The sequence below is a fragment of the Tersicoccus mangrovi genome, from assembly GCF_036881825.1.
Classification (GTDB): Bacteria; Actinomycetota; Actinomycetes; order Actinomycetales; family Micrococcaceae; genus Tersicoccus; species Tersicoccus mangrovi.
In genome coordinates, this window is record NZ_JBAJMW010000005.1 from 213,786 (window position 1) to 239,442 (window position 25,657).

17 protein-coding genes and 1 tRNA gene are annotated in these 25,657 nt (G+C 71.0%); 5 read left to right on the plus strand and 13 right to left on the minus strand.

Features of this window, described 5'->3' with window-relative positions:
* Positions 1-27: 27 nt before the first annotated feature.
* From V6N00_RS11600 to V6N00_RS11625, 6 genes are read right to left on the minus strand one after another with little or no spacing between them, the layout of a single operon-like run.
* Positions 28-963: an aldose 1-epimerase family protein gene (locus tag V6N00_RS11600; protein WP_334232516.1), complete on the minus strand. Its 936-nt coding sequence runs from the start codon at positions 961-963 to the stop codon at positions 28-30.
* A complete protein-coding gene (locus tag V6N00_RS11605; RefSeq protein WP_334232518.1) occupies positions 960-3,239 on the minus strand; it encodes an alpha-galactosidase in 2,280 nt (759 codons plus the stop codon). The genes V6N00_RS11600 and V6N00_RS11605 overlap by 4 nt, the downstream gene beginning before the upstream one ends.
* Positions 3,236-6,556, minus strand: a complete 3,321-nt coding sequence (locus V6N00_RS11610; protein ID WP_334232519.1) for a glycoside hydrolase family 2 TIM barrel-domain containing protein — start codon at positions 6,554-6,556, stop codon at positions 3,236-3,238. Before V6N00_RS11610 ends, V6N00_RS11605 begins: the two co-directional genes overlap by 4 nt.
* 26 nt (positions 6,557-6,582) lie before the next feature.
* Positions 6,583-7,491, minus strand: coding sequence for a carbohydrate ABC transporter permease (locus V6N00_RS11615; RefSeq protein WP_334232520.1), 909 nt, complete (start codon positions 7,489-7,491; stop codon positions 6,583-6,585).
* Positions 7,488-8,528 (minus strand): carbohydrate ABC transporter permease, encoded by a 1,041-nt coding sequence (locus V6N00_RS11620; RefSeq protein ID WP_334232521.1) that lies wholly within the window; start codon positions 8,526-8,528, stop codon positions 7,488-7,490. The genes V6N00_RS11615 and V6N00_RS11620 overlap by 4 nt, the downstream gene beginning before the upstream one ends.
* Entirely contained in the window at positions 8,525-9,901 is a 1,377-nt protein-coding gene (locus V6N00_RS11625) for an ABC transporter substrate-binding protein (RefSeq protein ID WP_334232522.1), read from the minus strand. Before V6N00_RS11625 ends, V6N00_RS11620 begins: the two co-directional genes overlap by 4 nt.
* Positions 9,902-10,269: 368 nt before the next feature.
* On the opposite strand from V6N00_RS11625, the gene V6N00_RS11630 reads away from it, so the two are divergent.
* From V6N00_RS11630 to galK, 3 genes are read left to right on the plus strand one after another with little or no spacing between them, the layout of a single operon-like run.
* Complete coding sequence (locus V6N00_RS11630) at positions 10,270-11,103, plus strand: DeoR/GlpR family DNA-binding transcription regulator (protein ID WP_334232524.1); 834 nt, start codon at positions 10,270-10,272, stop codon at positions 11,101-11,103.
* Positions 11,100-12,284 (plus strand): galactose-1-phosphate uridylyltransferase, encoded by a 1,185-nt coding sequence (gene galT / locus V6N00_RS11635; RefSeq protein ID WP_334232525.1) that lies wholly within the window; start codon positions 11,100-11,102, stop codon positions 12,282-12,284. The genes V6N00_RS11630 and galT overlap by 4 nt, the downstream gene beginning before the upstream one ends.
* Positions 12,281-13,435, plus strand: coding sequence for a galactokinase (gene galK / locus V6N00_RS11640; RefSeq protein ID WP_334232526.1), 1,155 nt, complete (start codon positions 12,281-12,283; stop codon positions 13,433-13,435). The genes galT and galK overlap by 4 nt, the downstream gene beginning before the upstream one ends.
* A 94-nt stretch (positions 13,436-13,529) precedes the next feature.
* On the opposite strand, the gene V6N00_RS11645 is transcribed toward galK, so the two are convergent.
* Entirely contained in the window at positions 13,530-14,411 is an 882-nt protein-coding gene (locus V6N00_RS11645) for a Bax inhibitor-1/YccA family protein (RefSeq protein WP_334232528.1), read from the minus strand.
* Positions 14,412-14,654: 243 nt separating this feature from the next.
* On the opposite strand from V6N00_RS11645, the gene V6N00_RS11650 reads away from it, so the two are divergent.
* On the plus strand, positions 14,655-14,990 hold the full coding sequence (locus V6N00_RS11650) for a GroES family chaperonin (protein WP_334232529.1): 336 nt from the start codon (positions 14,655-14,657) through the stop codon (positions 14,988-14,990).
* 174 nt (positions 14,991-15,164) lie between these two features.
* Here the strand turns inward: V6N00_RS11650 and V6N00_RS11655 are convergent, their stop codons facing one another.
* The 4 genes from V6N00_RS11655 to V6N00_RS11670 all read right to left on the minus strand — a co-directional run bounded on the left by V6N00_RS11655 (position 15,165) and on the right by V6N00_RS11670 (position 23,131).
* Complete coding sequence (locus V6N00_RS11655) at positions 15,165-16,886, minus strand: HNH endonuclease signature motif containing protein (protein WP_334232530.1); 1,722 nt, start codon at positions 16,884-16,886, stop codon at positions 15,165-15,167.
* A gap of 157 nt (positions 16,887-17,043) precedes the next feature.
* The gene (locus V6N00_RS11660) at positions 17,044-17,637 is read right to left on the minus strand and encodes a hypothetical protein (protein ID WP_334232531.1); all 594 of its coding nucleotides are present in this window, start codon (positions 17,635-17,637) and stop codon (positions 17,044-17,046) included.
* Positions 17,638-17,668: 31 nt separating this feature from the next.
* Positions 17,669-22,474, minus strand: a complete 4,806-nt coding sequence (locus V6N00_RS11665; protein WP_334232533.1) for a DEAD/DEAH box helicase — start codon at positions 22,472-22,474, stop codon at positions 17,669-17,671.
* A gap of 54 nt (positions 22,475-22,528) precedes the next feature.
* A complete protein-coding gene (locus V6N00_RS11670) occupies positions 22,529-23,131 on the minus strand; it encodes a TetR/AcrR family transcriptional regulator (protein ID WP_334232535.1) in 603 nt (200 codons plus the stop codon).
* A 112-nt stretch (positions 23,132-23,243) separates the two neighbouring features.
* On the opposite strand from V6N00_RS11670, the gene V6N00_RS11675 reads away from it, so the two are divergent.
* On the plus strand, positions 23,244-23,696 hold the full coding sequence (locus tag V6N00_RS11675; protein ID WP_334232536.1) for a DUF6069 family protein: 453 nt from the start codon (positions 23,244-23,246) through the stop codon (positions 23,694-23,696).
* Positions 23,697-23,713: 17 nt separating this feature from the next.
* Here V6N00_RS11675 and V6N00_RS11680 read toward each other — a convergent pair.
* Positions 23,714-23,787: transfer RNA gene (locus V6N00_RS11680), tRNA-Leu, on the minus strand.
* A gap of 260 nt (positions 23,788-24,047) precedes the next feature.
* Positions 24,048-25,562, minus strand: a complete 1,515-nt coding sequence (locus V6N00_RS11685) for an NAD(P)/FAD-dependent oxidoreductase (protein ID WP_334232537.1) — start codon at positions 25,560-25,562, stop codon at positions 24,048-24,050.
* Positions 25,563-25,657 lie beyond the last annotated feature (95 nt).

Sequence of the window (25,657 nt, forward strand, 5' to 3'; positions counted from 1 at the left end):
GGCGGGCGAGTCGCGGCGCTCGCACGGTCAGCGCGTCAGGCGGCGCAGCCCCCACGTGATGGTCAGGTCCTCGCCCGGCGCGAGCCAGCGCAGCCCATCCCCGGAGTTGAAGGCGTTCGCCGGTGCGGTCATCGGCTCGATCGCGACGGCCAGGGGCAGGCCCGGCGTGTCCTCGGTGATGAAGACGTGCGCGTAGCCGCACTCGGGGCCGGTCCACAGCTGCACGCCGGAGCCGTCGGGGGCTCGCAGCTCGTGCCGGTGCTCCCCCTCGACCGGTGTGAGGTCGGTGTACGCGGAGTCGGTGCGCAGCCCGGCGATCCGCCGCCCGCCGCGCAGGTCGTGCTCACCGGCGACGGCTTCGCGGTGGGTCGGGATGAGGGTGGTCGGGTCCGCGACGACGCGGGTGGCCCCCTCGACGCGCAGCGTCAGCTCGTCGATCGGCACGTCGCCGACGCGCAGGTACGGGTGAGCGCCCAGCGCCGCGGGCGCGGTGCCGGTGCCGCGGTTGGTCAGCCGCTGCCGCACGCTCAGGGACCCGTCGTCGGAGACGGCGTAGTGCACCTCGTGGGTCAGGTGGAACGGGTAGCCGTGCTGCGGGTAGATGCCCGCCGAGAGGGTGACCGACTCGGCGCGGTGCTCGAGCGGCGTGTACCCGGTGTTGCGGAGCAGGCCGTGGGTCGCGTTGCCGCGGGAGGGCTCGGTGAGATCGAGCTGCTGGACCTTCGTGCCGCCGTCGGGAAGCGTCTGGGGCCACCGGCCGCCGGCGATCCGGTTCGGCCACGGGGCGAGCGTGATGCCGGCGGCGCCGGGGGCGATCGCGTCGTCGTCGTACGTCTCGGTCAGGGCGATGCCGCCCACCTCGAACAGGCGCAGGCCGGCGGCGAGCTCGGTGATCAACGCCCGGGTGTCCCCCGCGGCGATCTCGAACTGCTCGCCCGTGGCAGGGCGGAGGGCACCGGTCATGCGCTCACGCTACCCGGCGCGCTGGATTCGGTGGAGCGCCGCACGTGCAGCAGCAGGGCCTGCTCGGGGTTGAGCACGGGCAGGGTGACGCCGACGGCGGCCAGCGCCGCGCCGCTGATCCCGGTCAGGCGCGGCAGCCAGGCCGGGGCGCGCCGTTCCTTGACGGTGTGATCCTCCGCCGCGCGCCCCGCGGCGGGGTCCGTGGGGGCGTGGAAGTCCGCCGGGCCGGGGTGCAGCGGGTCGAGCAACTCGACGTCGTAGAGGGTGCCCGCCTCCAACCCGGGCAGCGGCTGCGGGCCGGGCGCCGCGTCGGGGCTGGTGGCGGTCGCGACGACGGCGTAGAGGGCGCTCCCGCCGTCGGGCGCGACGACGCCGTGGACGGTCAGACCCGTCCCGTCGGTGTCGGCGCGGAACGCGACGCCGCCGTGCAGCAGCGCGCGGTGCTCGCGGTAGAGCCCGATGACGTGCCGCAGCTGGTCCCGCTCGGCCGGGTCGGTGAGGCGGACGTCCCACTCGAGGCCGAGGTGCCCGAAGAGGGCGGTGACGGCGCGGAAGCCGAGGGCGTGGGTGCGGCCGGAGGAGTGCGCCGTGGGCGGCCCGATGTGGGCGCCGATCAGTTCGGGCGGCAGCAGCAGGCCGGTGTAGTGCTGGATGGTCTGCCGTTCGAGGGCGTCGTTGGAGTCCGACGCCCAGACGCGGTCGGTGTGCTCGAGCACGGCCAGGTCGACGCGGGCGCCGCCCGAGGAGCAGCTCTCGATCTCCAGGCCGGGGTGGCGGCGCTTCAGCTCGGCCATGAGCTCCAGGCCGGCGGCGGTCTGAGCACGGGCGGAGGGCCGTCCGCCGTGGCCGAGTTCGGTGTGGTCCCGGTTCTGATCCCACTTCAGGTAGGCGATGGAGTACTCGGTGAGCAGGGCGTCCAGCGCCCCGAGGACGTACTCGTACGCCTCCGGGTTCACCAGGTCGAGCACCTGCTCCTGTCGCCACGAGGCGGGCATCCGGTCGTGTCCCGGTCCGGAGATCCAGTCCGGGTGCGCGCGGGCGACGTCGGAGTCGGGGCTGATCATCTCGGGCTCGACCCACAGCCCGAACTCCATGCCGAGCCCGGTGACGTGCTCGATCAGCGGCCCGAGGCCGTCGGGCCAGACGGCGGGGTCGACCCACCAGTCGCCGAGGCCCGCCCGGTCGTGGCGGCGGTGCCCGAACCACCCGTCGTCGAGCACGAACCGTTCGACCCCGATGTCCGCGGCGACGTCGGCCAGCTCGGTCAGGGCGGCAAGGTCGTGCGCGAAGTAGACGGCCTCCCAGGTGTTGAGGATGACGGGGCGGGGCGTCGCGGGGTGCTGCGGCCGGGCGCGCACCCAGCGGTGGAAGGCACCGGCGATGCCGTCGAGCCCGGCGTCGGCGTAGGCGCCGAACAGCGTGGGGCTACGGTACTCCTCCCCCGGGGCCAGGTCGATCTCCCCGGAGCCGAGCAGGTCCCCGCCGCCGAGCCGGCGGGAGGGGTCCGGCGTGCGCTCGGCGAACACCTCGGTGTCCCCGCTCGCGGCCAGGTGCACGGCCCAGACGCGGCCGGAACGGTGGGCGAAGCCCTCCTCACCGGCGCACAACACCGTGGGCGCGTCGTGCCCGGTGCGGCCGTGGCGGCCGGCGCGGACCCACGCGCCCTGGGCGAAGGGCAGCCGCTGGGGGTGCCGTTCGCGGGTCCACGTGCCGGTGAGGTCCATCAGCTCGCGCGCGGCGGCGCCCACCGGGAGGCCCACCTCAAGCCCGGCGAGCTGGTACGGGGTGGTCCCGGTGTTGCGGACGGTGGCCGTGACCCGCACGACGCCGGTCGGGCTGAGCTCGAGCTCCCAGGTCAGGGCGAGGCCGGCGGCCTCGTCGGCCAGGTCCAGCCGCACCGACCCCCCGGACCCGGCATCGTCCTCGTCGTCCTCGTCGTCCTCGTCCCCCTCGGCGATGTCCACCCGCACGTCCGTCACCGTCCACCGTGGGGAGAAGTCCGCGCCGGCGCGGCTGCCACGCAGGGCCGGCCGCCCACGCCACCCGTCGGCGGCGGCGGGCACGATCGGCAGGGACGCCGGGTGGTCCCAGCCCGAGTGCGTGACGGGGGCAGCGAACGCCGCGGCCGGGGGCGGCACGGGCCCGAGGTCCGCACCCCAGTGCAGGAACGCGGGCACCGGGTCCCAGGCCTCGTGGGGGGCCGTCCCGGCGGCGGGCACGTCGAGCAGGACGCTCACGCCCGCGGCACGGAGGTGGACGACGGCGGAGTCGGTCATGCGGTCCTTCCGGAGCGGGGGGTCGAACTGGTGAGGAACTCGACGGTGAACGTCGCCTCGTGCAGGGTCAGCCGGTGTTCGGGTTCGACGTCGACCCCGCACGAGCGGCTGCCGATGCCGTGCTGCGCGATGTCCAGGTGCAGGTGCAGCACGTCCGAGTCCGGCAGCTCGTGGGGGTGGTCGGCCGCCGCGAGCTGCGCCGGGGTGTGCCGCTGGACGTTGACGTTGAGCCAGCCGTCGGTGCTGTCCGCCGCGTGCACGCGCATCGTGAGCACGGCGTCGTCGGCTTCCCCCGCACTGGAGCGCAGCTGCAGCCAGCGGACCCCGCGCCGGTTGCCGTTCTCCTGCGGGGAGAGGTAGCCGGTGATGAACTCGTCCACCGGTAGCCGGTGACGGCTCACGCGGGCACCGATCGCGGTGTCCGCGTAGCTCTCCTGCGGCCCCGGCCCGAACCACTGGACGGTGTCGATCGACGACGCGCCCACCTCAGACCCAGCCGCAGATCCAGTCAGGCTGGCCGGCAGCGTCAGCACGATGCCCTCACGGGCGACCGGCAGTGGCACCCGCGCAGCGGCCCCCTCGGGGGCGATGGTCACCGTCAGGCTGACGCCGCCGGGCGTGGGCCGCCAGGACGTCGTCACGCGGGCCGCGTTCTCGCCGGCCGGTTCGCCCCACCTTTCGACGCGCGTCAGGGCGCCGTCGCGGGCGTCCCCGTCGAGGCCGTGGACCTCGACGGTGCGGCGCTGCCAGTCCCCCAGCCGGTGCCGGGCCCAGGGCTCGGCGGCGGGGACGGGCACCGGGTCCGTGCCGGCGTCGGCGTCCCAGTCGAAGCCGGGGCGGTCGATCCAGCGGCGGGTGTCCCGCGTCGATTCGATGATGCCGAGGTCGTTGTCGGTCGGGGCCCGGTCCAGGCTCAGGGCCGTCGCGAGCACGGGCACGCCGCCGAGCGAGGTCAGCTCTCCGCTCGCGTCGAAACCGGCGATGCCGACCTGCCGCACCACCGCACCCTCCTCCGGGGAGCCGTCCGCGGTCGACGAGGCGGCGCTCGTGGCGTGGACGTCGATGGACGCGGCGGGCCCGGGCGGCGGCCCCGCGAGCCGGCTCTGCCCCACCGCGACGACGTGCCCGGCGGGCGCCCAGGACGTGTCGGCCGCGAGCGCCGCGGTCACGACCAGCCAGCTCTCGGGGTGCACCGCGACGGGATCGGCGCCGTCGGCCAGGCCGGGGGCGTCACCGGTGGCGGCATCGACCTCGGCCGAGTGCCGGGTGCGGACGGTCCGCTCGGGCAGGGTCAGGTCCGGGACGGCGGTGACGCCGGTGTCCCCGGCCGCAACGGGCGGCAGGGTCAGCGGCCCGTCGGCGATGACGACACCGTCGACCTCGCGCCGCCACGTGAACCGCAGGTACCCGGTGTCGACCGCCGTGTTGCGGTTGCGGACGGTCACCCGGCCGTCGTCGCCCACCCCGATCCGCACCGGCTCGAACGTCGTGCGGATGTCCAGCAGGGCCGGGCTCGGGGTGCCGTCGGGGAAGCACACGCCGTCGAGGACGAAGGTGCCGTCGTGGATCGGCTCACCGAAGTCGCCGCCGTGCGCGTAGTAGGGGACGCCGTCGGGGGTCGCCGTGGCGATCCCGTGGTCCTTCCACTCCCAGATGAAGCCGCCGGCGAAGCGCGGGTGTCGTTCGATCAGCTGCTCGTAGCGGGCGAGGCCTCCCGGGCCGTTGCCCATCGCGTGGCCGTACTCGCACAGCACGAGGGGCCGGGTACCGAGCCGCTCCTGCGCGTCGTCGGGGGCGCTCGGCACCAGCCGGCCGGCCAGGATGTTCTCGCACTCGCGGTACGTCGGGTACATCCGCGAGTAGACGTCGGTGTAGGCGGACGCGCGGTCCCCCTCGTAGTGCACGGGCAGCGGGCAGCCGCGCTCCTTGAGCCACGCAGTCATGGCGGCGAGGTTGGCGCCGGTGCCGGACTCGTTGCCGAGCGAGACCATCACGAGGCACGGGTGGTTCTTGTCCCGCTCCCACGTGCGGGCGATCCGCTCGAGGTACGCGTCGCGCCACGCAGGATCGTCGCTGGGGTTGCGCCGCCAGTCCTGCTGCACGAACCCGTGGGTCTCGAGGTCGCACTCGTCGATGACCCACAGCCCGAGCTCGTCGGCGAGGGCCAGCAGGTGGTGGGCGGGCGGGTAGTGGCTGGTGCGGACGGCGTTGATGTTGTGCCGCTTCATCCGGATCAGCTCGGCGCGGGTGAACTCCTCGGTCACCGCCCGGCCGGCGTCCGGGTGGAACTCGTGCCGGTTGACGCCGCGCAGCCGCAGGGGCCGGCCGTTGGCCGTGAGCACGGCGTCGCGGATCTCGATGCGGCGGAACCCGGTGCGCAGGGTCACGGTCTCCCCCGGCGCCTCGACGGTGACGGTGTAGCGGCGGGGCGCGTCGTCGGACCACGCCTGAACGGGGCCGACCTCGATCCGCTGCCGGTGCGCCCCGAGTGTCGTGTCGACGCCGAGCTCGGGCAGGTGCAGCCGCACCGGGAAAGCGTCCTCGGGGGCGGTGACGGTGACGTCGAGGACGCCGGTGCCGGTCTCCGGGTCCAGGTCGGGGGCCAGGTCGACGTCGTCGATGCCCGCCCGCGGGCGCAGCCGCAGGGTCACGGGGCGGAAGATGCCCGGCAGCCACCACTGGTCCTGGTCCTCGAGGTAGCTGGCGCCGCTGAACCGGTGCACGCGCACCTGCATCACGTTGACGCCGGGCCGGGCGTGCGGGGCGATGTCGAACTCGTGCACGAGGCGGCTGCCGGTGGCCCAGCCGACCGGTGTCCCGTTGACCCACACGGCGTACGCGCCGTCGACCCCGTCGAACCGCACGAGCAGGGCGCGCGCGTCCTGCCAGCCGTGCAGCGGGTGGTCCGTGTCGCCGGCGCCGTCGTCGGGTCCCGGCAGCGTGAACTCGACCCGGTGGTCCCCGACGGCGCTCTCGTCGGGCACGAACGGCGGGTCGACCGGGAACGGGAAGTTCACGTTGGTGTACCAGGGAGAGCCCCAGGGCCCGCGGCCGGCCGGCTCGCCGCCCTGCAGCACCCAGTGCCCGGGCACGGTGACCTCGTCCGGGTAGGCGTGGCCGGGCTCGGCGTGCTCGCCCGGCATCGCGGGCGCGTCGGTGCGGTGCGCGGTCCAGCGGAACTGCCACGTCCCGTCCAGGGAGACGCTCGGCGCGGTGGTCTCGACGGCGGCGACGGGCGCCAGGGCGCCCGCACCGGGAGCGGTGGAGTGTTCCCATCCGTCCGGCAGCAGCTGCTCGCCCGTCGTCGTCCCCGTCATGTGTTCTCCCCTCAGGTCGATCCTGGTCACTTGTTGGCGCCCAGCGTCAGGCCGGACACGAAGTGCTTCTGCAGCAGCACGTAGATCAGGACGGTCGGCAGGGCCACGAGGATCGCGCCGGCGGCGATGAGGTTGTTGTCGGTGAAGAAGTTGCCCTTGAGGTTGTTCAGGGCGGTGGTCACCGGCATCAGGGAGCCGTCGCGCAGCAGCACAAGGGCCCAGAAGAAGTCGTTGTAGATCCAGGCGAACTCGAGGGTGGCCAGGGCCGCGAGCGCAGGCCGGGTCAGCGGCAGGATCACGCTCGTGTACTGCCGCCACACGCTCGCCCCGTCCACGAGGGCCGCCTCGGTCAGCTCGTGCGGCAGGGCCCGCATGAAGTTCGAGAGGACGAACACGCAGAAGCCCATCTGGAACGCGACGTTGATCAGCACGATCCCGGCCTGCGTGTTGTAGATCCCGAGGGTCAGGAACAGCCGGTAGAGCGGGGTGATGATGACCTGCTGCGGCAGCAGGTTGGCCGCGGTGAACAACATCAGCAGCCCGATGTTCAGGGCGAAGCTGAAGCGGGAGAGCACGAAGGCGGCGGCCGAGGACAGCAGCAGCACGATGACGACGGCGGGCACCGCGATGATGAGGGAGTTGAGGAAGAACCGGGGCATCTGCCCCTGCGTCCACGCGGTGATGTAGTTCTGCAGCGTCAGCGTCGTGGGCAGGGACACGTAGCCCTTGGTCGCGGTCTCGGCGTACGGCCGCAGCGACGTGTACAGCGCCCACAGCAGCGGGATCAGCCAGAGCACGGCGCAGACGATGAGGAAGACGTGCAGGACGACGCGGGCCGGCCGCAGCGGCTTGCGGTGTTCCGCCCCGGCCTGGACCGCGGTCTCGTTCCGTACGGGGCGGTGGCTGTTCGGCGGGGTGGCCGTGGCGGTGCTCATCGGGCGTCCTCCCGGCGGAAGTTCTGGTACAGGTACGTGATGATGAAGGCCAGCGAGATCACGAGCAGGATCACCGCGAGCGCGGAGCCGAAGCCGATGCGGCTGGCCTCGCCGAGGATGTTGTTGGTGATCAGCACGGAGAGCAGCTCGAGGCCGTTCGTGCCCTTGTTGACGATGTAGACGATGTCGAACGCCCGCAGGCCCTCGATCACGGTCACGACGAGCACGACGATGTTGATCGGTTTGAGGGTCGGGAAGACGACCCGGAAGAACGTCTGGGTCTCGGTGGCGCCGTCGAGCGCGGCGGCCTCCTTGATCTCGGTGTCCACGCCCTTCAGGCCGGCCAGGTAGAGCACCATGATGTAGCCGACGTGCCGCCAGCCCGCCGCCACGAGGACCGCGGGCAGGTTGATCGAGTCGTCGCCGAGCCAGTTCACGTCCGCGCCGGTGAGCTGGTTGATGAGCCCCTGGTCCTGCGAGTAGATCAGCTGCCAGATGAAGCCGACCAGGGCGAGCGAGAGCACGACCGGCAGGTAGAACACGCTCTGGTAGATGCGGGTGCCGCGGATCTCCTTGTCGAGCATGACGGCGAGCAGCAGGCCGAGCGGCGTCGCGATGAGCAGCAGGAACAGCAGCCACACGATGTTGTGCGTGACCGCCGGCCAGAACGGCGGGTAGATGGTGGCGATCTGCTCGTAGTTGCGGGTGCCGACGGCGCGGGGCGGCGTGACGCCGTTCCAGGTGGTGAACGAGAGGACGACCGAGGCGATCGACGGGCCCCAGATCAGGGCCGCCACCAGCAGGGCGGGGATGCCGACCATGACGGTGAGGACGACCCGGTCGACCACGGTGAGCCGGCGGACCTTGCGGACCGGGCCGGCATCGGGAGCGCGGCCCGCCCGGCGCCGGGGCCGGGAGCTGCTCGCGGGGCGGACGGTGGTGGTCACGGTGGTGCTGCCTTCCTGCTGCTCACGGGCCGTGGGGCCGGGTCCGACGTCGTCAGGCGTCGGCCCGGCCCCGCGGTCGGTCGGGCTCATCCGGCGAAGATGGCCTTCTTCTGCTCCTCGATGCTGCTCACCAGGGGGTTGATGTCCTTGGGGTTCTGGATGAACTTCTGGATCGAGGGGATCATCACCGTGGACGCGAAGTCGGGGCGCGTGTCCCGGTCCATGAACTGGGCGATGTGCTTGGCCGAGGAGACGACCTCGACGGCCTTCTTCTGCAGGGCCGTGTAGCCCGACGTGTCGAAGTCCTTCGAAGCGCCCACGATCGACTTGTCCGTCTCGACGTTGATCTTCTCGGCGTCCTTGGTTCCGAGGAACTTGAGGAACTCGAGCGCGCCGTTGGCGTTCTTGGCCTTCGACGACATCATGAAGCCGTCGATGGGGGCGTCGATCGAGTCCGTGCCGTTCTCGTCGTTGATCTTCGGGAAGGTGAAGAAGTCCAGGTCTTCCAGGTCGGCCGAGGAGGAGCCCGGCGTCTGGAACTGCTGGGCGACGAAGAGGCCGAGCAGGTAGGTGCCGGTCTTCTTCTGCTGCAGGCCCTGGGCAGCCTCCTGCCACGTGCGGCCGAGCGAGCCGGACTGGTGGTACGGCAGCAGGGTGGCCCACGTGTTGAAGACCTCCTTGACGCGGTCCTGGTCCCAAACCTCCTTGCCTCCCATCAGGTCGACGTGGAACTGGTAGCCGTTCAGGCGCATGTTGAGGATGTCGAAGGTGCCCATGGCCGGCCAGCCGTCCTTGTCGGCGAAGCCGATGGGCGTCAGGCCGTCGCTCTTCATGCCCTTGGCCAGGTCGACGTACTCGGTCAGGGTGGTCGGGACCTTGTAGCCCTTCGACTCGAAGACCGACTTCCGGTAGAAGACCGCCCACGGGTAGTAGGTGAAGGGCACGAAGTACTGCTTGCCGTCCGTGGCGGTGGCGGCCTGCTTGAAGGACTCGGCGAACGAGCCGCCGATGCTGTCCCACACACTCGAGACGTCCGCGGCGAGGCCCTGGTCGGCGAAGAACTTCATCCGGAAGCCGGAGAACCAGGTGAAGACGTCGTCGGGGGCGCCCTGCAGGTAGCTGTTGATCGACTCCTGGAACGTGTTGTGGTCGACCGTGTTGACCTTGACGTTCAGTCCGCTCTTGGCCTTGGTGAAGGCGTCGACCACCTTCTGGTAGGCGGCCTTCGGGACGGCGTCGGACTGGTTCGAGCCGAAGGTGACGGTGCCCGTGGCGGCGCCCGACGTGGTGGCCGGCGCGGTGGTGGAGGTTCCGCCGCACGCGGTCAGCAGGCCGAGGGCGGAGAGGCCGAGCGCTCCTCCGAGCACGGACCGCCGGGACAGGTCGACCCGGGCGAGCGGGCTGACCGACGACGGGGACGGGGACAGGGGCCGCCCGGAGACGGGCCGATCGAAGATTCCCATGACGACTCCTCGGGATTGGTGGACGGGAACGGCGACGATGTCTCGCCGGCCGGTGGCCCCGCGACCGTGCACCCGGACCCCGGATCCGCAATCCAACAGAAACCACCATGTTTCGACGTTGGAAAGAATGTGCCAGACATCACGGAGGGTGTCAACGATCGATTTGCGCATTCGATGACGACCAGCGACGATAAAACGGCTGACGATCTCGCGGCGTCCCGGACCACGATGTTGGAAAGTGTTGACATGGGCATCGGCGGCGGGGCACGCTGACACACGACCACGGCGCTCGTCCTCGCGCTCCGGCGTCGTCGTCACGTCAGCTCCGCTCGTCCTGTCGTCATTCACCAGCCCGCCGAGGAGGTCCTGTGCTCGCCGCTCAGCGCCAGCAGGCCGTCGTCGACCGACTGCAGGCCGAGGGCGTCGTCCGGGTGACCGACCTGGTGCACGCGTTCGACGTCTCCGACATGACCGTGCGCCGCGACCTGGACGCCCTCGCGCGCCGCGGCCTGCTGATCAAGGTGCACGGCGGGGCGACGCTGCGCACCTCGCCGACGTCGGAGGAGCCCGGATTCGCCGCCAAGGCGGCCCGGGAGGGCGCGGAGAAGGCCGCGATCGCGGCGGCCGCCGTCGCGCTGATCGAGCCCGGCATGGCGATCGCCTTGAACTCGGGCACGACGACGTGGGCCATGGCCCAGTTGCTCGCCCCGATCCCCGACCTCACCGTCGTCACCAACTCTCCCCGCATCGCCGAGGTGCTCTGGAGCTTCGACGCGGGCACCACCGGTCAGCAGGGCACCACCGGCCAGCAGGGTCCCACCGTCATCGCGACGGGCGGGGTCCGCACCCCGTCGGATGCGCTCGTCGGGCCGCTCGCGGTGAACGCGTTGAGCACCCTGAACGTGGACGTGTGCTTCATGGGGGTGCACGGCATCTCCCTGGAGCGGGGCATCACGACGCCCAACCTGCTCGAGGCGCAGACCAACCAGCAGATGCTCGAGTCCGCCTCGCGCCTGTGCGTACTCGCGGACCACACCAAGTTCGGCCTCTCGGGGCTGAGCAGGATCGCCGGCCTCGAGGAGGTCCAGACCCTGATCACCGACGACGCCATGAGCGCCTCCGCCGTGGACCTGCTCCGCGGGTACATCGACGAGGTCGTCCTCGCCCCGGTCGGCGCCCCGGCCCAGGGGGTGGGCGCGTGACCGCCCGTCCCGTGCCCGGCCGGCTCGCCGACGGGCGCGAGATCCTCTACTTCTTCGACGACCCGGCGTCGGCGTCCTCGTTCACCCCGCCGTCCGACCCGCGGCCGCTGCCCCCGCGCCCCGAGCCGGGTGAGCTGCGGTTCGACGAGCTCTCCGGCGAGTGGGTCGCAGTCGCCGCGCACCGGCAGACCCGCACCTACCTCCCTCCCGCCGACCAGTGCCCGCTGTGCCCGTCCGGGCATGGGGGCGCCGACGGCCAGCGCCGCGAGTCGGAGATCCCGGCGGCCGACTACGACGTCGTCGTGTTCGAGAACCGCTTCCCCTCCCTCGGCCCCGCCACCGGTCCCGTGCCCGCGCACCCGCGCTGGGGCGAGATCCTGCCTGCGACGGGCCGCTGCGAGGTGGTCGCCTTCACCTCCGAGCACACCGGCTCGTTCGCGACGCTGCCGCTGCAGCGGGCCCGCACGGTGCTGGACGCCTGGGCCGAGCGCACCGCCGCCCTCTCCGCCCTGCCGGGCGTCGCGCAGGTGTTCGTGTTCGAGAACCGGGGCGCGCAGATCGGCGTGACCCTGCACCACCCGCACGGGCAGATCTACGCCTACCCGTACGTCACCCCCCGCGGGGCGCTGCTCGGCGAGCGGGCGGCGGCGCACCTGGAGGCGACCGGCACGCTGCTCGGGGAGCGCCTGCTGACGGCGGAACAGCGCGACGGCTCGCGCGTCATCACCGTCGGGGAGCACTTCACGTCCTACGTGCCGTTCGCGGCACGCTGGCCGCTCGAGGTGCACATCTCCGCGCACCGGCACGTGGGCCGGCTGGACGAGCTGACCGACGAGGAGCGGGAGGACGCCGCGCGGGTCTACCTGGACGCCCTGAACCGGCTGGACCACCTGTTCGACTCCCCCACCCCGTACATCGCGGCGTGGCACCAGGCGCCGGCCGACCCGCGGCTGCGCGCCGCATCCTGGCTCCACCTGCAGCTGACCTCGCCGCGCCGGGCCGCCGACAAGCTGAAGTTCCTCGCCGGCTCCGAGGCCGCGATGGGCGCCTTCATCAACGACACGGTGCCCGAGCAGGTCGCCGAGCGGCTGCGCTCGGTGTCGGGCGTGCCGACGGCGGCGGCGTCAGCGTCGTCGTCGTCGGCGTCGTCGCAGCCGTCCGCCCCGGTGGCCGACCGATGAGCGCCGTCGACGCCGGCCGCCTGGCCGCGGACTTCACCGCGACCTTCGGCAGCGCCCCCGACGGCCTGTTCACCGCCCCCGGCCGGGTGAACCTGATCGGCGAGCACACGGACTACAGCGGCGGCTTCGTCCTGCCCTTCGCGATCGATGCGGCGACGACCGCGGCGATCGCCCTGAACGCCTCGGGTCGGCTGCGGCTGGCGTCCCGGTCGCAGGACGGGGTCGTCGAGGTGGACCTCGCGTCGCTGGAGCCCGGCGCCGTCCAGGGCTGGGCCGCCTATCCAGCGGGGGTCGTGTGGGCGCTCGGCGAGCGCGGCGTGCGGGTCGAGGGCGCGGACATCCTCGTCGACTCGACCGTGCCCACCGGCTCCGGACTGTCGTCCTCGGCGGCGCTGGAGTGCTCGGTCGCCGTCGGGCTGCGGGACCTCACCGGCTCCTCGATCGGGCTGGACGAGCTGGTCCTGGCCTGCCAGCGGGCCGAGAACGAGATGGCCGGGGCGCCGACCGGGATCATGGACCAGACGGCCTCGCTGCGCGGCGCGGCCGGGCACGCCGTCTTCCTCGACACCCGGAACCAGCACAGCGAGCCGGTCCCACTGCCGCTGACCGAGCACGACCTCGTGCTGCTGGTCATGGACACCCACGTCAAGCACGAGCACGCCACGGGTGGGTACACCGACCGGCGCCGGTCCACCGAGCTCGCCCGGGACACCCTCGGCGTCGACGCCCTGCGGGACGTCACCGTCGCCGACCTCGACGACGCCGCGCGCCGGCTGGACGACGTGACGTTCCGCCGGCTGCGGCACATCGTCACGGAGAACCAGCGGGTCCTCGACACGGTCGAGACGCTGCGGTCCTCCTCACCCGCCGCGATCGGCGCGCTGCTGGACGGGAGCCACGCGTCGATGCGGGACGACTTCGAGATCAGCTGCGCCGAGCTGGATGCCGCGGTCGACGCGGCCCGCTCGGCCGGAGCGCTCGGCGCCCGCATGACGGGCGGCGGCTTCGGCGGCTCGGCCATCGCCCTCCTCCGGACCGCGGACGTCGAGGCGGTCAGCGCGGCGGTGCGCCGGGCGTTCGACGCCGCCGGGTACACCGCGCCGGACATCTTCCCGGTCGAGCCGGCCGACGGCGCCCGCCGCATCGGCTGACGCCCCACGACCTTTCCCGGACACGACGGCGGCCCCGGCATGATGCCGGGGCCGCCGTCGTCAGTGCGTCGTTTCTGTCAGTACGTATCGAACGTCAGTCGTTGCCGCGCAGGATGGCCAGCAGGCGGAGGATCTCCACGTACAGCCACACGAGGGTCACGGTCAGGCCGAAGGCCGCGGTCCAGGCGAAGCGGGCCGGCACGCCGTTGCGGACGCCCTCGGAGATCGAGGTGAAGTCCACGATCAGGGAGAAGGCGGCCAGGCCGATGGCGAGCAGCCCGATGACCACGCCCCACGGGATGGAGGTGCCGGGGATGTGCGCGCTGTGCAGCCCGAACATGCCGTTGGTGACGCCGAAGACCATGAGGCCCAGGTTGACCAGCGAGAACAGGGCGTAGCCGGCGAGGGCGATCATGAAGAACTTCATCGCCCGCGGGGTGGCGCGCACCTTACCGCTGCGGAACAGCAGGAGGGTGACGGCGAACACCGAGAGGGTGCCGATGACCGCCTGGACGACGATGCCGGGGTAGATCCGCTCCAGGAAGCCGGAGAGGCCGCCGAGGAACAGGCCCTCGAGGGCGGCGTAGGCGAGGATCAGGGCGGGGGCGGTCTCCCGCTTGAAGGAGTTGACCAGGCCGAGGATCAGGCCACCGATCATGCCGATCAGCATGAGGCCGGGCACGAACCAGCCGATCGCCGCGCCGACGACGACGAGGCCCAGCGTCATCGAGGTCTTGACGATGACGTCGTCGAAGGTCATCCGGCCGGTCTGGCTCGGGGTCGCCGACGGGCGGTTGTAGAGGTCCTGCAGGTCGTTCGGCTGACCGTACGGGTTCTGGCCGTAGCCGGCCTGGCCGTACGGGCTCTGGCCGTACGGGTTCTGGGGCGGTGTGGGCGCATAGCCGGCCCGCCCGTCGCGGGCCCGGCCGGTGAAGACCGGGTTGTTGTTCAGCAGGGGATTGCCACCGGCTGCCATGGTCTCTTGTCTCCTCGAGAAGGGGCTAGAGCAGCCAGTCTATCGAGAGCGGCGTTTCGTACCAGCATTTGTGCGAGCTGTTCTCTCACGGCGTGACGGATTGCGAGCCGGCTGCGTGAGAGCTGGGTGGCAGCCGCCGTCTACACTCGACGCGGGCGTCCGCGACTTCGTCACCGCCGGCAGGTCCGCTCGTCGCTCCTCCCCCGTCACACCCCCTTCCCCTGCCGTTTCGGAGGCCGCCCCATGCCCGACTCGACCGCCGCCTCGTCCCTGCCGCTGCGCATGCTGCACGACCGCATCCTCGTCAGCCTGGACGCGGAGAGCAGTGAACGCCGGTCCGCCTCGGGCATCGTCATCCCGGCGACCGCCGTGATGGGCAAGCGCCTCGCGTGGGCCGACGTCGTCGCGGTCGGCCCGAACGTGCGGCAGGTGGCGCTGCGGGACCGCGTCCTCTTCGACCCGGAGGACCGCCTCGAGGTGGAGATCGCCGCGAAGGACTACGTGCTGCTGCGCGAGCGGGACGTCCACGCCGTCGCCGCCCCGGAGGTTCCCGAGACGAGCACCGGTCTGTACCTGTAGGAGCCGCGAGGCTCAGGCGGCACGCCGCCCCACCGGCATCGTCACGGGTCCCGCACGCCGCCCCACCGGCATCGTCACGGGTCCCGCACGCCGCCCCACCGGCATCGTCACGGGTCCCGCACGCCGTTCCGTCAACACCGCCGCAGATCCGGCACGTCCCCGTGACGGCCGCCATCAGAACGGCGGTGGATCGTCCGGCTCGGTCGCGTAGCGCCGTCCGGCGGGCGACGTCCAGATCAGCCGACCGTCCCGGGGCACCGTCGCCCCGACGATGGTCGCCGTGGGTGGGCCGACGTCGACCGTCCACGCGGAGTGGTGTTTGAGGACATGGTGCTTCCGGCACAGGTGCGCCAGATTGCCCGGCTCCGTGCTGCCGCCGTCCGCCCACGCCACCACATGGTCCACATCGCACCGTGCCGCCGATCGGCGGCAGCCCGGGAACCGGCAGGTGCCGTCCCGCGCCGCCAGGGCACGCCGCAGCGCCGCCGGGAGCCGGTACTGGCTTCCATTCGTCGCCAGCACCGGCATCACCCAGGCCCCGCCACGGGTGGCATCGGGCGGCACGCCGGCATCCGACCACCGAGCGGAGCCGGCAGGGACTCCGTCGACGGTGACTCCCAGCATGAAGGAACGGGCGGCGAGCGCGAGTTCGCGGGCGTCGGCGGCCGTGATCGAGCCGAAGTGTCCCAGATGGCCGGGCTCGTCGCCGCCCAGCAGCGTCTCGGCCGGCATCGTCAGCAGCATCTGCGGCACTCGATCCTCGGCGGCGGCGTCACCGCTGCTGCCCGCGCCAACGGCGCCTCCGGCCGGACGACTGCCCGTCAGGCCGAGCAGCAGGTCGGCGAGGACGTCGGCACGCAACTGGGCGACCGTCCGCCACTCCGGTCCGTCGTTCGCATCATCCACGACGTCGCCAGGGCGTTCGGCGTCGGCGAGCACCTCGGTCCCGAACGCCGAAGCAGCTCCGGGGCCGGCGGCGACCCCCGGTGCCGGTGGCGCGGACCGGTCCTCAGCGCGTAGAGCGCGAGCCACCGCCGAGAGGTGCCCGTCGATGCGCCAGGCCACCGCGGCGGGCAGCAGGGCCGTCAACCGTGCCATCCCGTCCTGGTCCGGGCTGATGCGTACGAACCGTTCGGCGTGCGCCGCCCGCGATCGCTCGGCGAACGACGACGGGTGGCAGATCTCGCGCACCCGGCGCGCCCGCGCCTGCAGCTGGGACCGGGTCTGCCCGCGCGAGGCGGCACCGAGCAGTGACTCCTCCGTGGCGGACACCGACCACCGCAGCCGCGCGATCGCATCCTCGTCGACGCAGCCGGCCAGACCGTCGGTGTACTCCGCCGCCTCCCCGGAGATCAGCTCCGCCGCCGCTGCCGTGATGGAACCCGAGGCGAGTGCGTCCGCGGTCCGTGAAAGGTGCTCGGTCAGCCGGATCGCGTCCGTGAGCAGGTTCGACGCAGCGGACTCGCTCAGGTGCAGGGCGCAGGCGATCTGGGCGATCCCGTCGCGCTCCGCCACGGCCAGCCGCTCCGCGCGGGGCAGGCCGCCTCGCCCGGGACCGCGCCCGTCGACGACCGGCTCGGTGTGAGCGTCGATCCACCGGGCGTGGGCGGCACGGGCCGCCTGCTGCGCCTCCCGCACCAGCCGGTGCTTCGTCGACGCCACCCAGGACTCCAGCCGGCGCACATCCTCCAGAGCGGATACCGCGAGTTCGAGGTCAGCGCCGACGCGAGCCTCGGACAGGCGGGCCGCCAGCTCGCCGGCCGGCACCATGTCGTTCGCGGACGTCGCGGGCGAGGACGGCGCCGGCCCGGCTTCGCGGACGCCCGGCAGTTCGAGGCCCGGCAACACCGCAGCGGTCCGCTGCGGCCGGGTCGACGGGTCCACGGGGGCTTCCATGAGTTGATTCCATCAGCCGCCTCCGACAGAACTCACGTGCCTTCCTGCCGGATGACTCGATCGACGAAAGGCAGATGTGCACTGCTTGGGTTGCCGGAGAAGCAAGCGAGATGAACTCGTTCCTCACCGTCTCATCCTGCCCAGGTCCGCCTCCGCTTCAGGATCGCCGCCTGAGGCTTCGGAGCCGACTCGCGTTATCCGTGGTCCGCCGTGGCAGAACCCCAGACACTCGCGCCGCATCAGTGGCCAGTGCCGCGACGGTGTCCGCGAAGGACCCGATGGGCGCCTCCCATTGCGATGCAAATTGTGCGTTGCCGATCAGCCGTCCCGTGCGGATGTGGATGCGGATCAGGATCTGCTCCACCTCCCCGACGGTCGGAGCCTCGCCACGCGCCAAGCGCTCGACGACCCCGTCGATCGCCGGTCCGGACCAGCTCTCGGCGATGACGTGATCACGCAGCACAGACGGTTTGAACGCCGCCGGATCGTTTGACAGCGGTTCCTGTTCGGCCTCGTTTTCAGCGACGAGCGCCACGAATCCGCTGACGATGTCCTGCTCGTGGTCAAGCCCGGCAAAACGCTCTTCGTCCCGGTACCTCTTGACTGAGGCGGCTGTGCCGACGTACAAGTCGTGACCTTGCTGGTCGACCCAGACGTACAGATTGGCGCTCTCCCGCGGTGCCCTCACGAGTGTGATCCCTGCGCCGGAAGCGATCGCGACCAACTCATCGATCGTCATCAGCTTGGCCATGTCCGAACCTCTTCCTCGTCTTGCCGCGCCGTCACACCCCGAGGTCCGGCAGGCCGTCCACGATCCGGTTGGTCTCCACGCTGACCGTGACGATCCGCTTGAGCAGGTCGATGATGTAGCGCGGCTGGTGGTGCTCGCGGGACCAGTCGTTGGGGTCGTTGACGATGCCGGACGCCTTGTCCGTCTTGACCTGATACCGCTCGAGGATCCAGTCGATGGCCGACCGCGAGCCGAGCAGGTACCGATGGGCGTCCTCGGGGATGCCCTCGACGGTCAGGTGGCCGTTGTAGATCACACGGGTCCTGTCCCACGCGCCCGACTTGCCTCCGTACTTCATCTTCGTCACGGCGTACTTCGCGTAGGCGTCGGTCTCCAGCCCGAGCCCGGTCTCCCGCTCGGTCAGCGGGTAGGGCTCGACGTCCTCGTAGCCGATGTGCAACTCGGAGAGCGCCCGGCCGGCCTCGGCGAACGCGCGGAAGCGCTCGACACCGTGGACCTGCGGGATCCGCGGCAGCATCTTCTTCAGGTCCGCGGCGAAGCGCTCCCGGTATTCCGGGGAGTGCAGCAGCCCGTAGACGAAGAAGAAGATGTCGTCCTTGGTGACCTGCGGCCCGTAGGCGGCGCGATGGTCGGCCAGGGCGGCGTCGGTGATGTTATCGACCCGGCGGAAGCCTGACGACGACGGCGCGTCGTGGGTGAGCAGGTCGTCGCCGGAGGCCTCGGTGACGTAGGTGTAGCGCGAGAAGAACTGGCCCGTGTCCAGAGCGTGCAAATCGGGGACACTGTCGGTCATGATCGTCGCAAACGTTGGGTAATGCGTCGCTGGCGATGTGAGGTAGAAGCCGGAATTCTCCGCATCTGGCTTGGGAAACAGAGACGGAAGCTTATAGACCGTATTGTTGAGTGCTCGATCGAACAGCACGAGCTGTTTTTGAAACGGGCGGTAGGTCGACGAAAATACCCGCGACGGGTCGACAACGTACGTAAGTCCGCGCGGAAGCCGGTGTCGGTCTGCCCGGTCCCAGCTAAATTTCGAGGGATCGGTATCGATGAAAGTTTCGACGCGACTCGGCTTTCCTGCCGACTCGTAACGACCTACCTCGGCGTTGTAGAAGTCAACCATGCGGTCGACGTTCGCGCGCAGCCGCGTTTCGGAGGAGTTGTACACCCACGCGTCGCGATTCGTCTTGAGACCACCGGAGTGCAGGGCGAAGATGCCGCGGCCGCCGTCCTTGCCACTGATCGGCGTGTACCCCTCGAATGCGTCGTTGCGCTGGTTGATCCAGTCGCCGTCGCGATTCGGGGTGATGATCTTCCAGTCGAGCGTGGCCAGGTTCGCCTGCTCGACGAGGTCCAGCTTGGCTCGGCGGTCGAGATAATCGCCGATGTCCTTGTAATGCAGCACGCACTCATCTACCGGTCCGGGCTTCTTGACGAGGATGAGGATGGCGACCGTGGCCCGGCTGCCCGCATCGAAGATCTTGCCGCCCTCCTTGCGGCTCTGCTCACCGGCCGTGCGCTGGTTTCCCCGAAGGTTGAACACGTAGATGTCGTGGAATTCGTCGCCCAGCGACTTGCGCAGCCCGTCCGCGGTGTTGCCGTCGATGTAGCCGCCGTTGGAGACGTAGCCAACCACACCGCCGCCGTCGGAGGCGAGGATGCGGTTCGAGGCCCACCGGATCGCTCGGATGTACGAGTCGTAGAGGCTGTTCTTCAGCGTCGCCGTCGATCGCGCGGCATAGGTGTCCCGGATCGACGCGTCCAGGTGGGGGTACTTGAGGTTGGCGTTGTTGTCGTTGCCGCTGGTCTGGCCCACCGAGTACGGCGGGTTGCCGATGATCACCCGGATGTCCAGCGCGTTCTGGGCGAGGACCCGCTCGTTGTTGGCGGTGAAGACCCGCTCGTCCAGGGCATCCCCGTGCTCGGACGACTGGAACGTGTCGGTGAGCACGATGCCGTCGAACGGCCGATAATCCCCGGTGCTGTGCCCTGACGTCGCGTCCTGCAGCCCGTGGAACGTGGCTTCGATGTTGATCGCCGCGATGTAGTACGGCAGCAGCAGGATCTCGTTGGCGTGCAGCTCCTGCGTGTACTTGCGCAGCAGGTCCTCCGGCTTTATCCGCCCGGACTGCAGCAACCTCGCGATGAAGGTACCGGTGCCCGTGAACGGGTCGAGCACGTGCACGCCCTCCCCCGACAGGGAGGTGCCGAAGTGCTCGACCAGGACGTCGTCGACGGCGCGGATGATGAAGTCGACGACCTCGGTGGGCGTGTAGACGATGCCGAGCGACTCGGCCACCCGCGGGAACGCCAGCTTGAAGAACCGCTCGTACAGCTCGGTGATGATCTTCTGCTTGCCCGCCGCCGAGTCGATGCCCTCCGCGCGGATCCGCACCGAGCGGTAGAAGTCCTCCAGCGGCGCGATCTCGGCGCCGAGGTGGTAGCCCTCGAGCACCGCGAGCATGCCGTCCATCACCTGGCTCACCGGGTTGTGGGCGGCGAACGAGTAGTCGGCGAACAGTGCCTCGAAGACCGGCTTGGTGATGAGGTGCTGGGACAGCATGTCGATGGCGTTGGCCTCGGTGATGCCGTCGTTGAGGTTGCCCCGCAGACCGGCCAGGAAGTCCGCGAACTCGGCGCGCGCCGCGTCCGACCCGTCGAGGATGGTGCGGATCCGGGTGGTGTGCCGGTCGGCGATGTCCTTGACGTCGGAGGCCCACTGCTCCCAGTACCGCCGGTCGCCGACCTTGCGCACCATGCGGGCGAAGATGGCGTTGCGCCACTCGTCGGCATTGGCGAGGTGGAACATCGACAGCTGATCGCCGTGCCCGGGAGCACCCTCGCCGGCACCGCTCGAGCCACCGTCGTCGCCGTCCCCTGCGCCTCCCCCGCCGACGCCGATCACGTCCACGGTCCGGTTGGCCGCCGGGTCGAGGTCGATCTTGTTGACCATCGCCTCGAACCGGTCGTCGTGCGCGCGCAGCGCCTGCAACACGTCCCAGACGACCTTGTACCGCTTGTTGTCGTCCAGTGCCGTCTCCGGGGTCTCCGACGCGGGCACCGCGATGGGCAGGATGATGTAGCCGTACTCCTTGCCCTCAGCCTTGCGCATCACCCGCCCGACGGACTGGACCACGTCCACCTGGGAGTTGCGCGGGTTGAGGAACAGCACGGCGTCGAGGGTCGGCACGTCGACACCCTCGGAGAGGCACCGCGCGTTGGAGAGGATCCGCACGCGGTTGCCCTCGGTGTCGGCCTTCAGCCAGTCCAGCTTCGCCTGCCGTTCCAGCACGTTGAAGGTGCCGTCGACGTGGGCGCCCTCCATCCGCAGCGCGGTGTCGTCCTCGACCGCCAGCTGGGTGCCGATCAGCGCGAAGTCCTCGGCGAGCTTCTTCGACTCCTTGATGTTCCGGGCGAACGCCACGGCGCGACGCATCGGCGAGTGATCGCTGATGTCCAGGCGCTCCCCGTTGACGCCCCGCTTGGACAGCCCGCTCCAGCAGCCGACGATTCTGGCGGCGTCGTCGAGGCGCAGGTCGTGGGACTCGTCGGCGAGCAGGCCCTGGAAGGAGCGGCTCACCGCGTCCTCGTCGACCGCGAGGACGAGCACCTTGTAGTCGGAGAGGTGGCCCATCTCCACGGCACGGCCGAAGCCGAGCTGGTGGAACTCGGGCCCGTAGGTCGCCTCGTCGTCCATCGAGTAGACGGCGACATCCTCGGCCGCGGCCTTCGCCTTCGACTCCTGGATGTAGATCCGCGGCGTCGCGGTCATGTAGAGCCGTTTCGTGCCGGTCAGGTACGCGTCGTCATGCACCTTCGTGAAGGCCGAGTCGTCGGTCCCGGGCTCGGTGATGCCGGTGGTGCGGTGGGCCTCGTCGCACAGGATGAGGTCGAAATCGGGTAGACCGGCCCGCTGCGCCTGGGCGATGACGTCGATGGACTGGTAGGTGCTGAAGACGACGGTGACGTGGTTCTCGCCGGTCGAGATGCGGGCACGGTTGACCAGCAGCTGCGGGTCGGTGGTGGCGGGGAACCCGAGGTCGTGGACGGAGACGTCCTCGTTCTGCTTGCGCCCGACCTTGGTGTCGGAGCAGACCGCGAGCGGCCGCAGCGGGACCTGCGCCTGCGCCGTCCATTCGTTGAGGGTCTGCTGGAGCAGCGCGATGGACGGGACGAGGAACAGCACGGTCCCGCCGACCGGGACCATCTCCTCGACGATCTTCAGCGAGGTGAAGGTCTTGCCGGTACCGCAGGCCATGATGAGCTTGCCCCGGTCGTGGGTGTCGAACCCGCCGACGACGTCGGCGATCGCCTCGCGCTGGTACTTCCGCGGCTCCTTCGCCGGCGACTTGCGCATCTGCTCGGGCTGCTCGACGTCGAACGCCGACCAGTCGATGGTCGAGTCGGCCAGGTCCTGCAGCCGGAGGCGGCTCATCTGCTTGGACTGGTTCTCGAGGGCGTCCTCGGCGTGCTTGGACCAGTGGTCCGTCGTCGAGACGACCATGCCGTAGGAGAAATCGACCTTGCCGGTGGCGGTGAAGAACGAGTCGATCTGACCCTTCTGCAGCGTGGCGGCAGGATCGTAGAACTTCGCCTGGATCGCCGTCAGCTCGCCCGAGTACCGATCCTTGGCCACGAGGTCGATGCCGGTGTCGACCTGGCCGTTGCGGCCGGGCCACTCATTCCAGAGCCAGACGTCGGAGAACTGGTCCGCGTACTTCGGCTCGAGCTGCAGGTACCGCTTCACCAACCGTTCGAACCTGGTGCCCTTGTCCCGCTCACTCGTGGCGGTGAAGTAGAGCCGATCCAGAACGCTCTCGAACGTGGTTGTCCCCATGGCAGCATTCTGCCGGACGTTCGAAGGTCCATGAGACGAGTACCGGCCCGCGCCTCACCGCTCCGTCGTCGTCGACGCCCCCAGCGCCGGGAGCAGCACGTGGTCCACGAGATCGACGACCGTGGCCTCGTCCAGCGCCCGTCGCTGCAGCGTCACCTGGCCAAAGGCGACCGCCGGGACGATGCCGGCCAGGAGCGGGATCGGGGCCGTGGTCGTCACCGCTCCCCGCTCGACCCAGCGCGTCAGCACCGCCGCGAGCGCCGCCACCGGCGGCTCCCCGATCGACACGCGTGCCGCCTCGTAGAGCTCCGCGTCGCGCCCCAGCTCCCCGAGCAGGCTGGCCAGTACCCGCGCCCCCCGGGCGTCCGGCCGGGCGTAGTGCATCGCGCAGGCGAGCAGGTCGCCCCGGAGCGTCCCCGTGTCCGGGACCTCCCCGGGGGTCGACAGGACGCGGACGGCGGCGACGACGAGGTCCACCTTGCTGGCCCAGCGCCGGTAGACCGCCGCCTTGCCGGTACCCGCGGCACGGGCCACGTCCTCGACCGTCGTGCCGGCGTATCCGCGTTCGATCAGCAGGTCCTGCGTGGCGGTGAGGATCCGGTCGCCGAGGTCGGCATCCCGCGGGCGTCCGACCGAGGCCACCGATGAGTCCGTCATCCGGCCATTGTAAGTTCCGGGACCGGCGAGTACCGTTTCGTATTACGAGACCGCATGGACCCGTAACCAGACCGGCGTCACTCAGAGACGCCGACGACCACGAGGAGTCGTCATGCCCACCACCGCCACCGTCACCGCTCCCCGGCGCACCCATTGCGCCGGTCTGCGATCCGCCGCAGTCCTCGCCGCTGCGGCGGTCGTCGCCGTCACCCTCAACAGCCTCGTCGCCCTGGTGGCGCGGGCTGCTGGCGCTCCGGCCGACTACGGCCCGTTGACGTTGCCCGCGCAGGCCATGCTCACCGTGATCGGGCTGGTCGTCGGCTGGATCGGGTGGCGCCTCGTGCAGCGCCGTGCGCGCGACCCCCGCCGCACCCTGCGGGTGCTGGTCCCGGCCGTCGTGCTGGTCTCGTTCGTGCCGGACGTGCTGCTGCTGGCCCTGCGCTTCATCCCGGGGACGACGACGGTCGGCGTGCTCGCCCTCATGGTGATGCACCTCGTGGTCGCCGCCGTCGCCATCACCGCGTACCGGCTGGCTGCCGGGGACGGCCGCCCGCGCAGCGTCTGACGCGCGGTGAGACGGTGTGCCCCAGGTGGGACTCGAACCCACACTGCGCGGATTTTAAGTCCGCCGCCTCTGCCGATTGGGCTACTGGGGCGCGGGCGCGGGGCCCGGACGCCCCTACGCTACCGGGACGACGACCGACGATCCGACGACGCGAACGGGACCGTTCGTGCTGTTGCGCCGGGAACAACCGCACCAACGGCAAGAACAGTCCCGCGCACAGCCGGCAGGCGCCGGGAGCGTGGCGCAGTCGTGGCCGACGTCGGGCTCGGGCCCCACGCCCGGAGGACCCCGGCACGACGAACGGGCCCGGTCGAGACCGGGCCCGTTCGGTGCCGCAGAAGGGGACGAGCGTCAGCGCGTGGTCGGCGTCTGCTCCGGGGTGGTCTCCCTCGGCCCGGTCTCCAGCGGCATGATCTTCCGGCGGGAGTCGATGCCCTTGCGCTCGCGGCTGGGGTCCGTGCCGACCGGCACCGTCGACGGCGAGGCCATCTTCGGCGTCGGGGACGTGGCCTCGCGGAACGTCCGGGTCGGGTCGTTGAGGTTGAGCACCTGGGTGGTGTCCCGGCCCGCGAGCAGGGAGATCGCCCAGTTGCCGACCACGCGGGCCTTGCGCTCGACCGTCGGCATCGCCATGCCGTGGTACCCGCGGTGCGCGAGCCAGGCGAGGGGGCCGTCCATCTTGATGGTCTTGCCGCCGAGCACGATCTTGGCGACACCCTTCCAGGTGCCGAAGCCGGCCACCGCGCCGAGCGAGGCGTGCTTGTAGTCGACCAGCGGCTGGCCCTCCCGCGCGAGCAGGATGTTCTTCGCCAGGCGCTTGGCCTGACGCAGCGCGTGCTGGGCGTTGGGGACGCAGAATCCTCCGGGGCCCTCGCCGGTCAGGTCCGGCACCGCAGCGACGTCACCGGCGGACCAGGCGCCCGCGATCGGGCCGTCGTCGGTCGTGATCCGCAGGTCCGCCTTGACGCGGACGCGGCCGCGCTCGTCGAGCGGGAACCCGGTGTTCTTGACCATCGGGTTGGCCTGCACTCCGGCCGTCCAGATCAGGGTGTCGGCGTCGAACTCGTCCTTCGGCGCCTTGTCCGGCATTGAGATGAGCTTGAGGTGGCCGCCCTCGGCCGAGGCCAGCGACGTGTTCAGGTGAACCTCGATGCCGCGGCTGCGCAGGTGCTCGACGACCTTGACCGCCTGCTCCTCGGTGACCTCGGGCATGATCCGGCCCATCGCCTCGACCAGGACGAACCGCAGGTCGGACGGCTTCAGGCGCGGGTTGCGCTCGGTGGCGACGCGGGCCATGTCCTCGAGCTCGGCGAGGATCTCGATGCCGGCGAAGCCGCCGCCGACCACGACGAAGGTCAGCGAGCGACGCTTGACCTCCTCGTCCGCGGTCAGGGACGCGGTCTCGATCAGCTCGAGGGTCTGGTTGCGGATGCCGTTGGCCTCCTCGATGGCCTTCAGCCCGACGGCGGCCTCGTCCAGGCCGGGGATCGGGAACGTGCGGGTGATGGAGCCCGCCGCGATCACGATCTCGTCGTAGGAGATCTGGAACGGATCCTCGTTGTCCACCGACTGGATGGTCGCCGTCCTGGCGTCGTGGTCCACCTTGATCACCTTGCCGTTGATCAGCTCGGTGTCCTTCAGGTGCATCCGGTGCGAGACCACGGCGTGCCGCGACTCGATGTTGCCCGCGGCGACCTCCGGCAGGAACGGCTGGTAGGTCATGTAGGGCAGCGGATCGACGAGGGTGACGATGCCGCCCTGTTCCTTGATCTTCTTCTGCAGGCCGAGGGCCGTGTAGAGGCCGACGTAGCCTCCGCCGACGATCAGGATGCGCGGACGGTTCACGACTTGGGGTGTAGGCGCCATAGGGGCCATGCTACCCACTCCCCCGAGCCGTCCACGAGCCCGGGCCCGCGCCGATCTGCGCGGACGCGGTACGGCTCGCGGTAGCCGTCGAGACG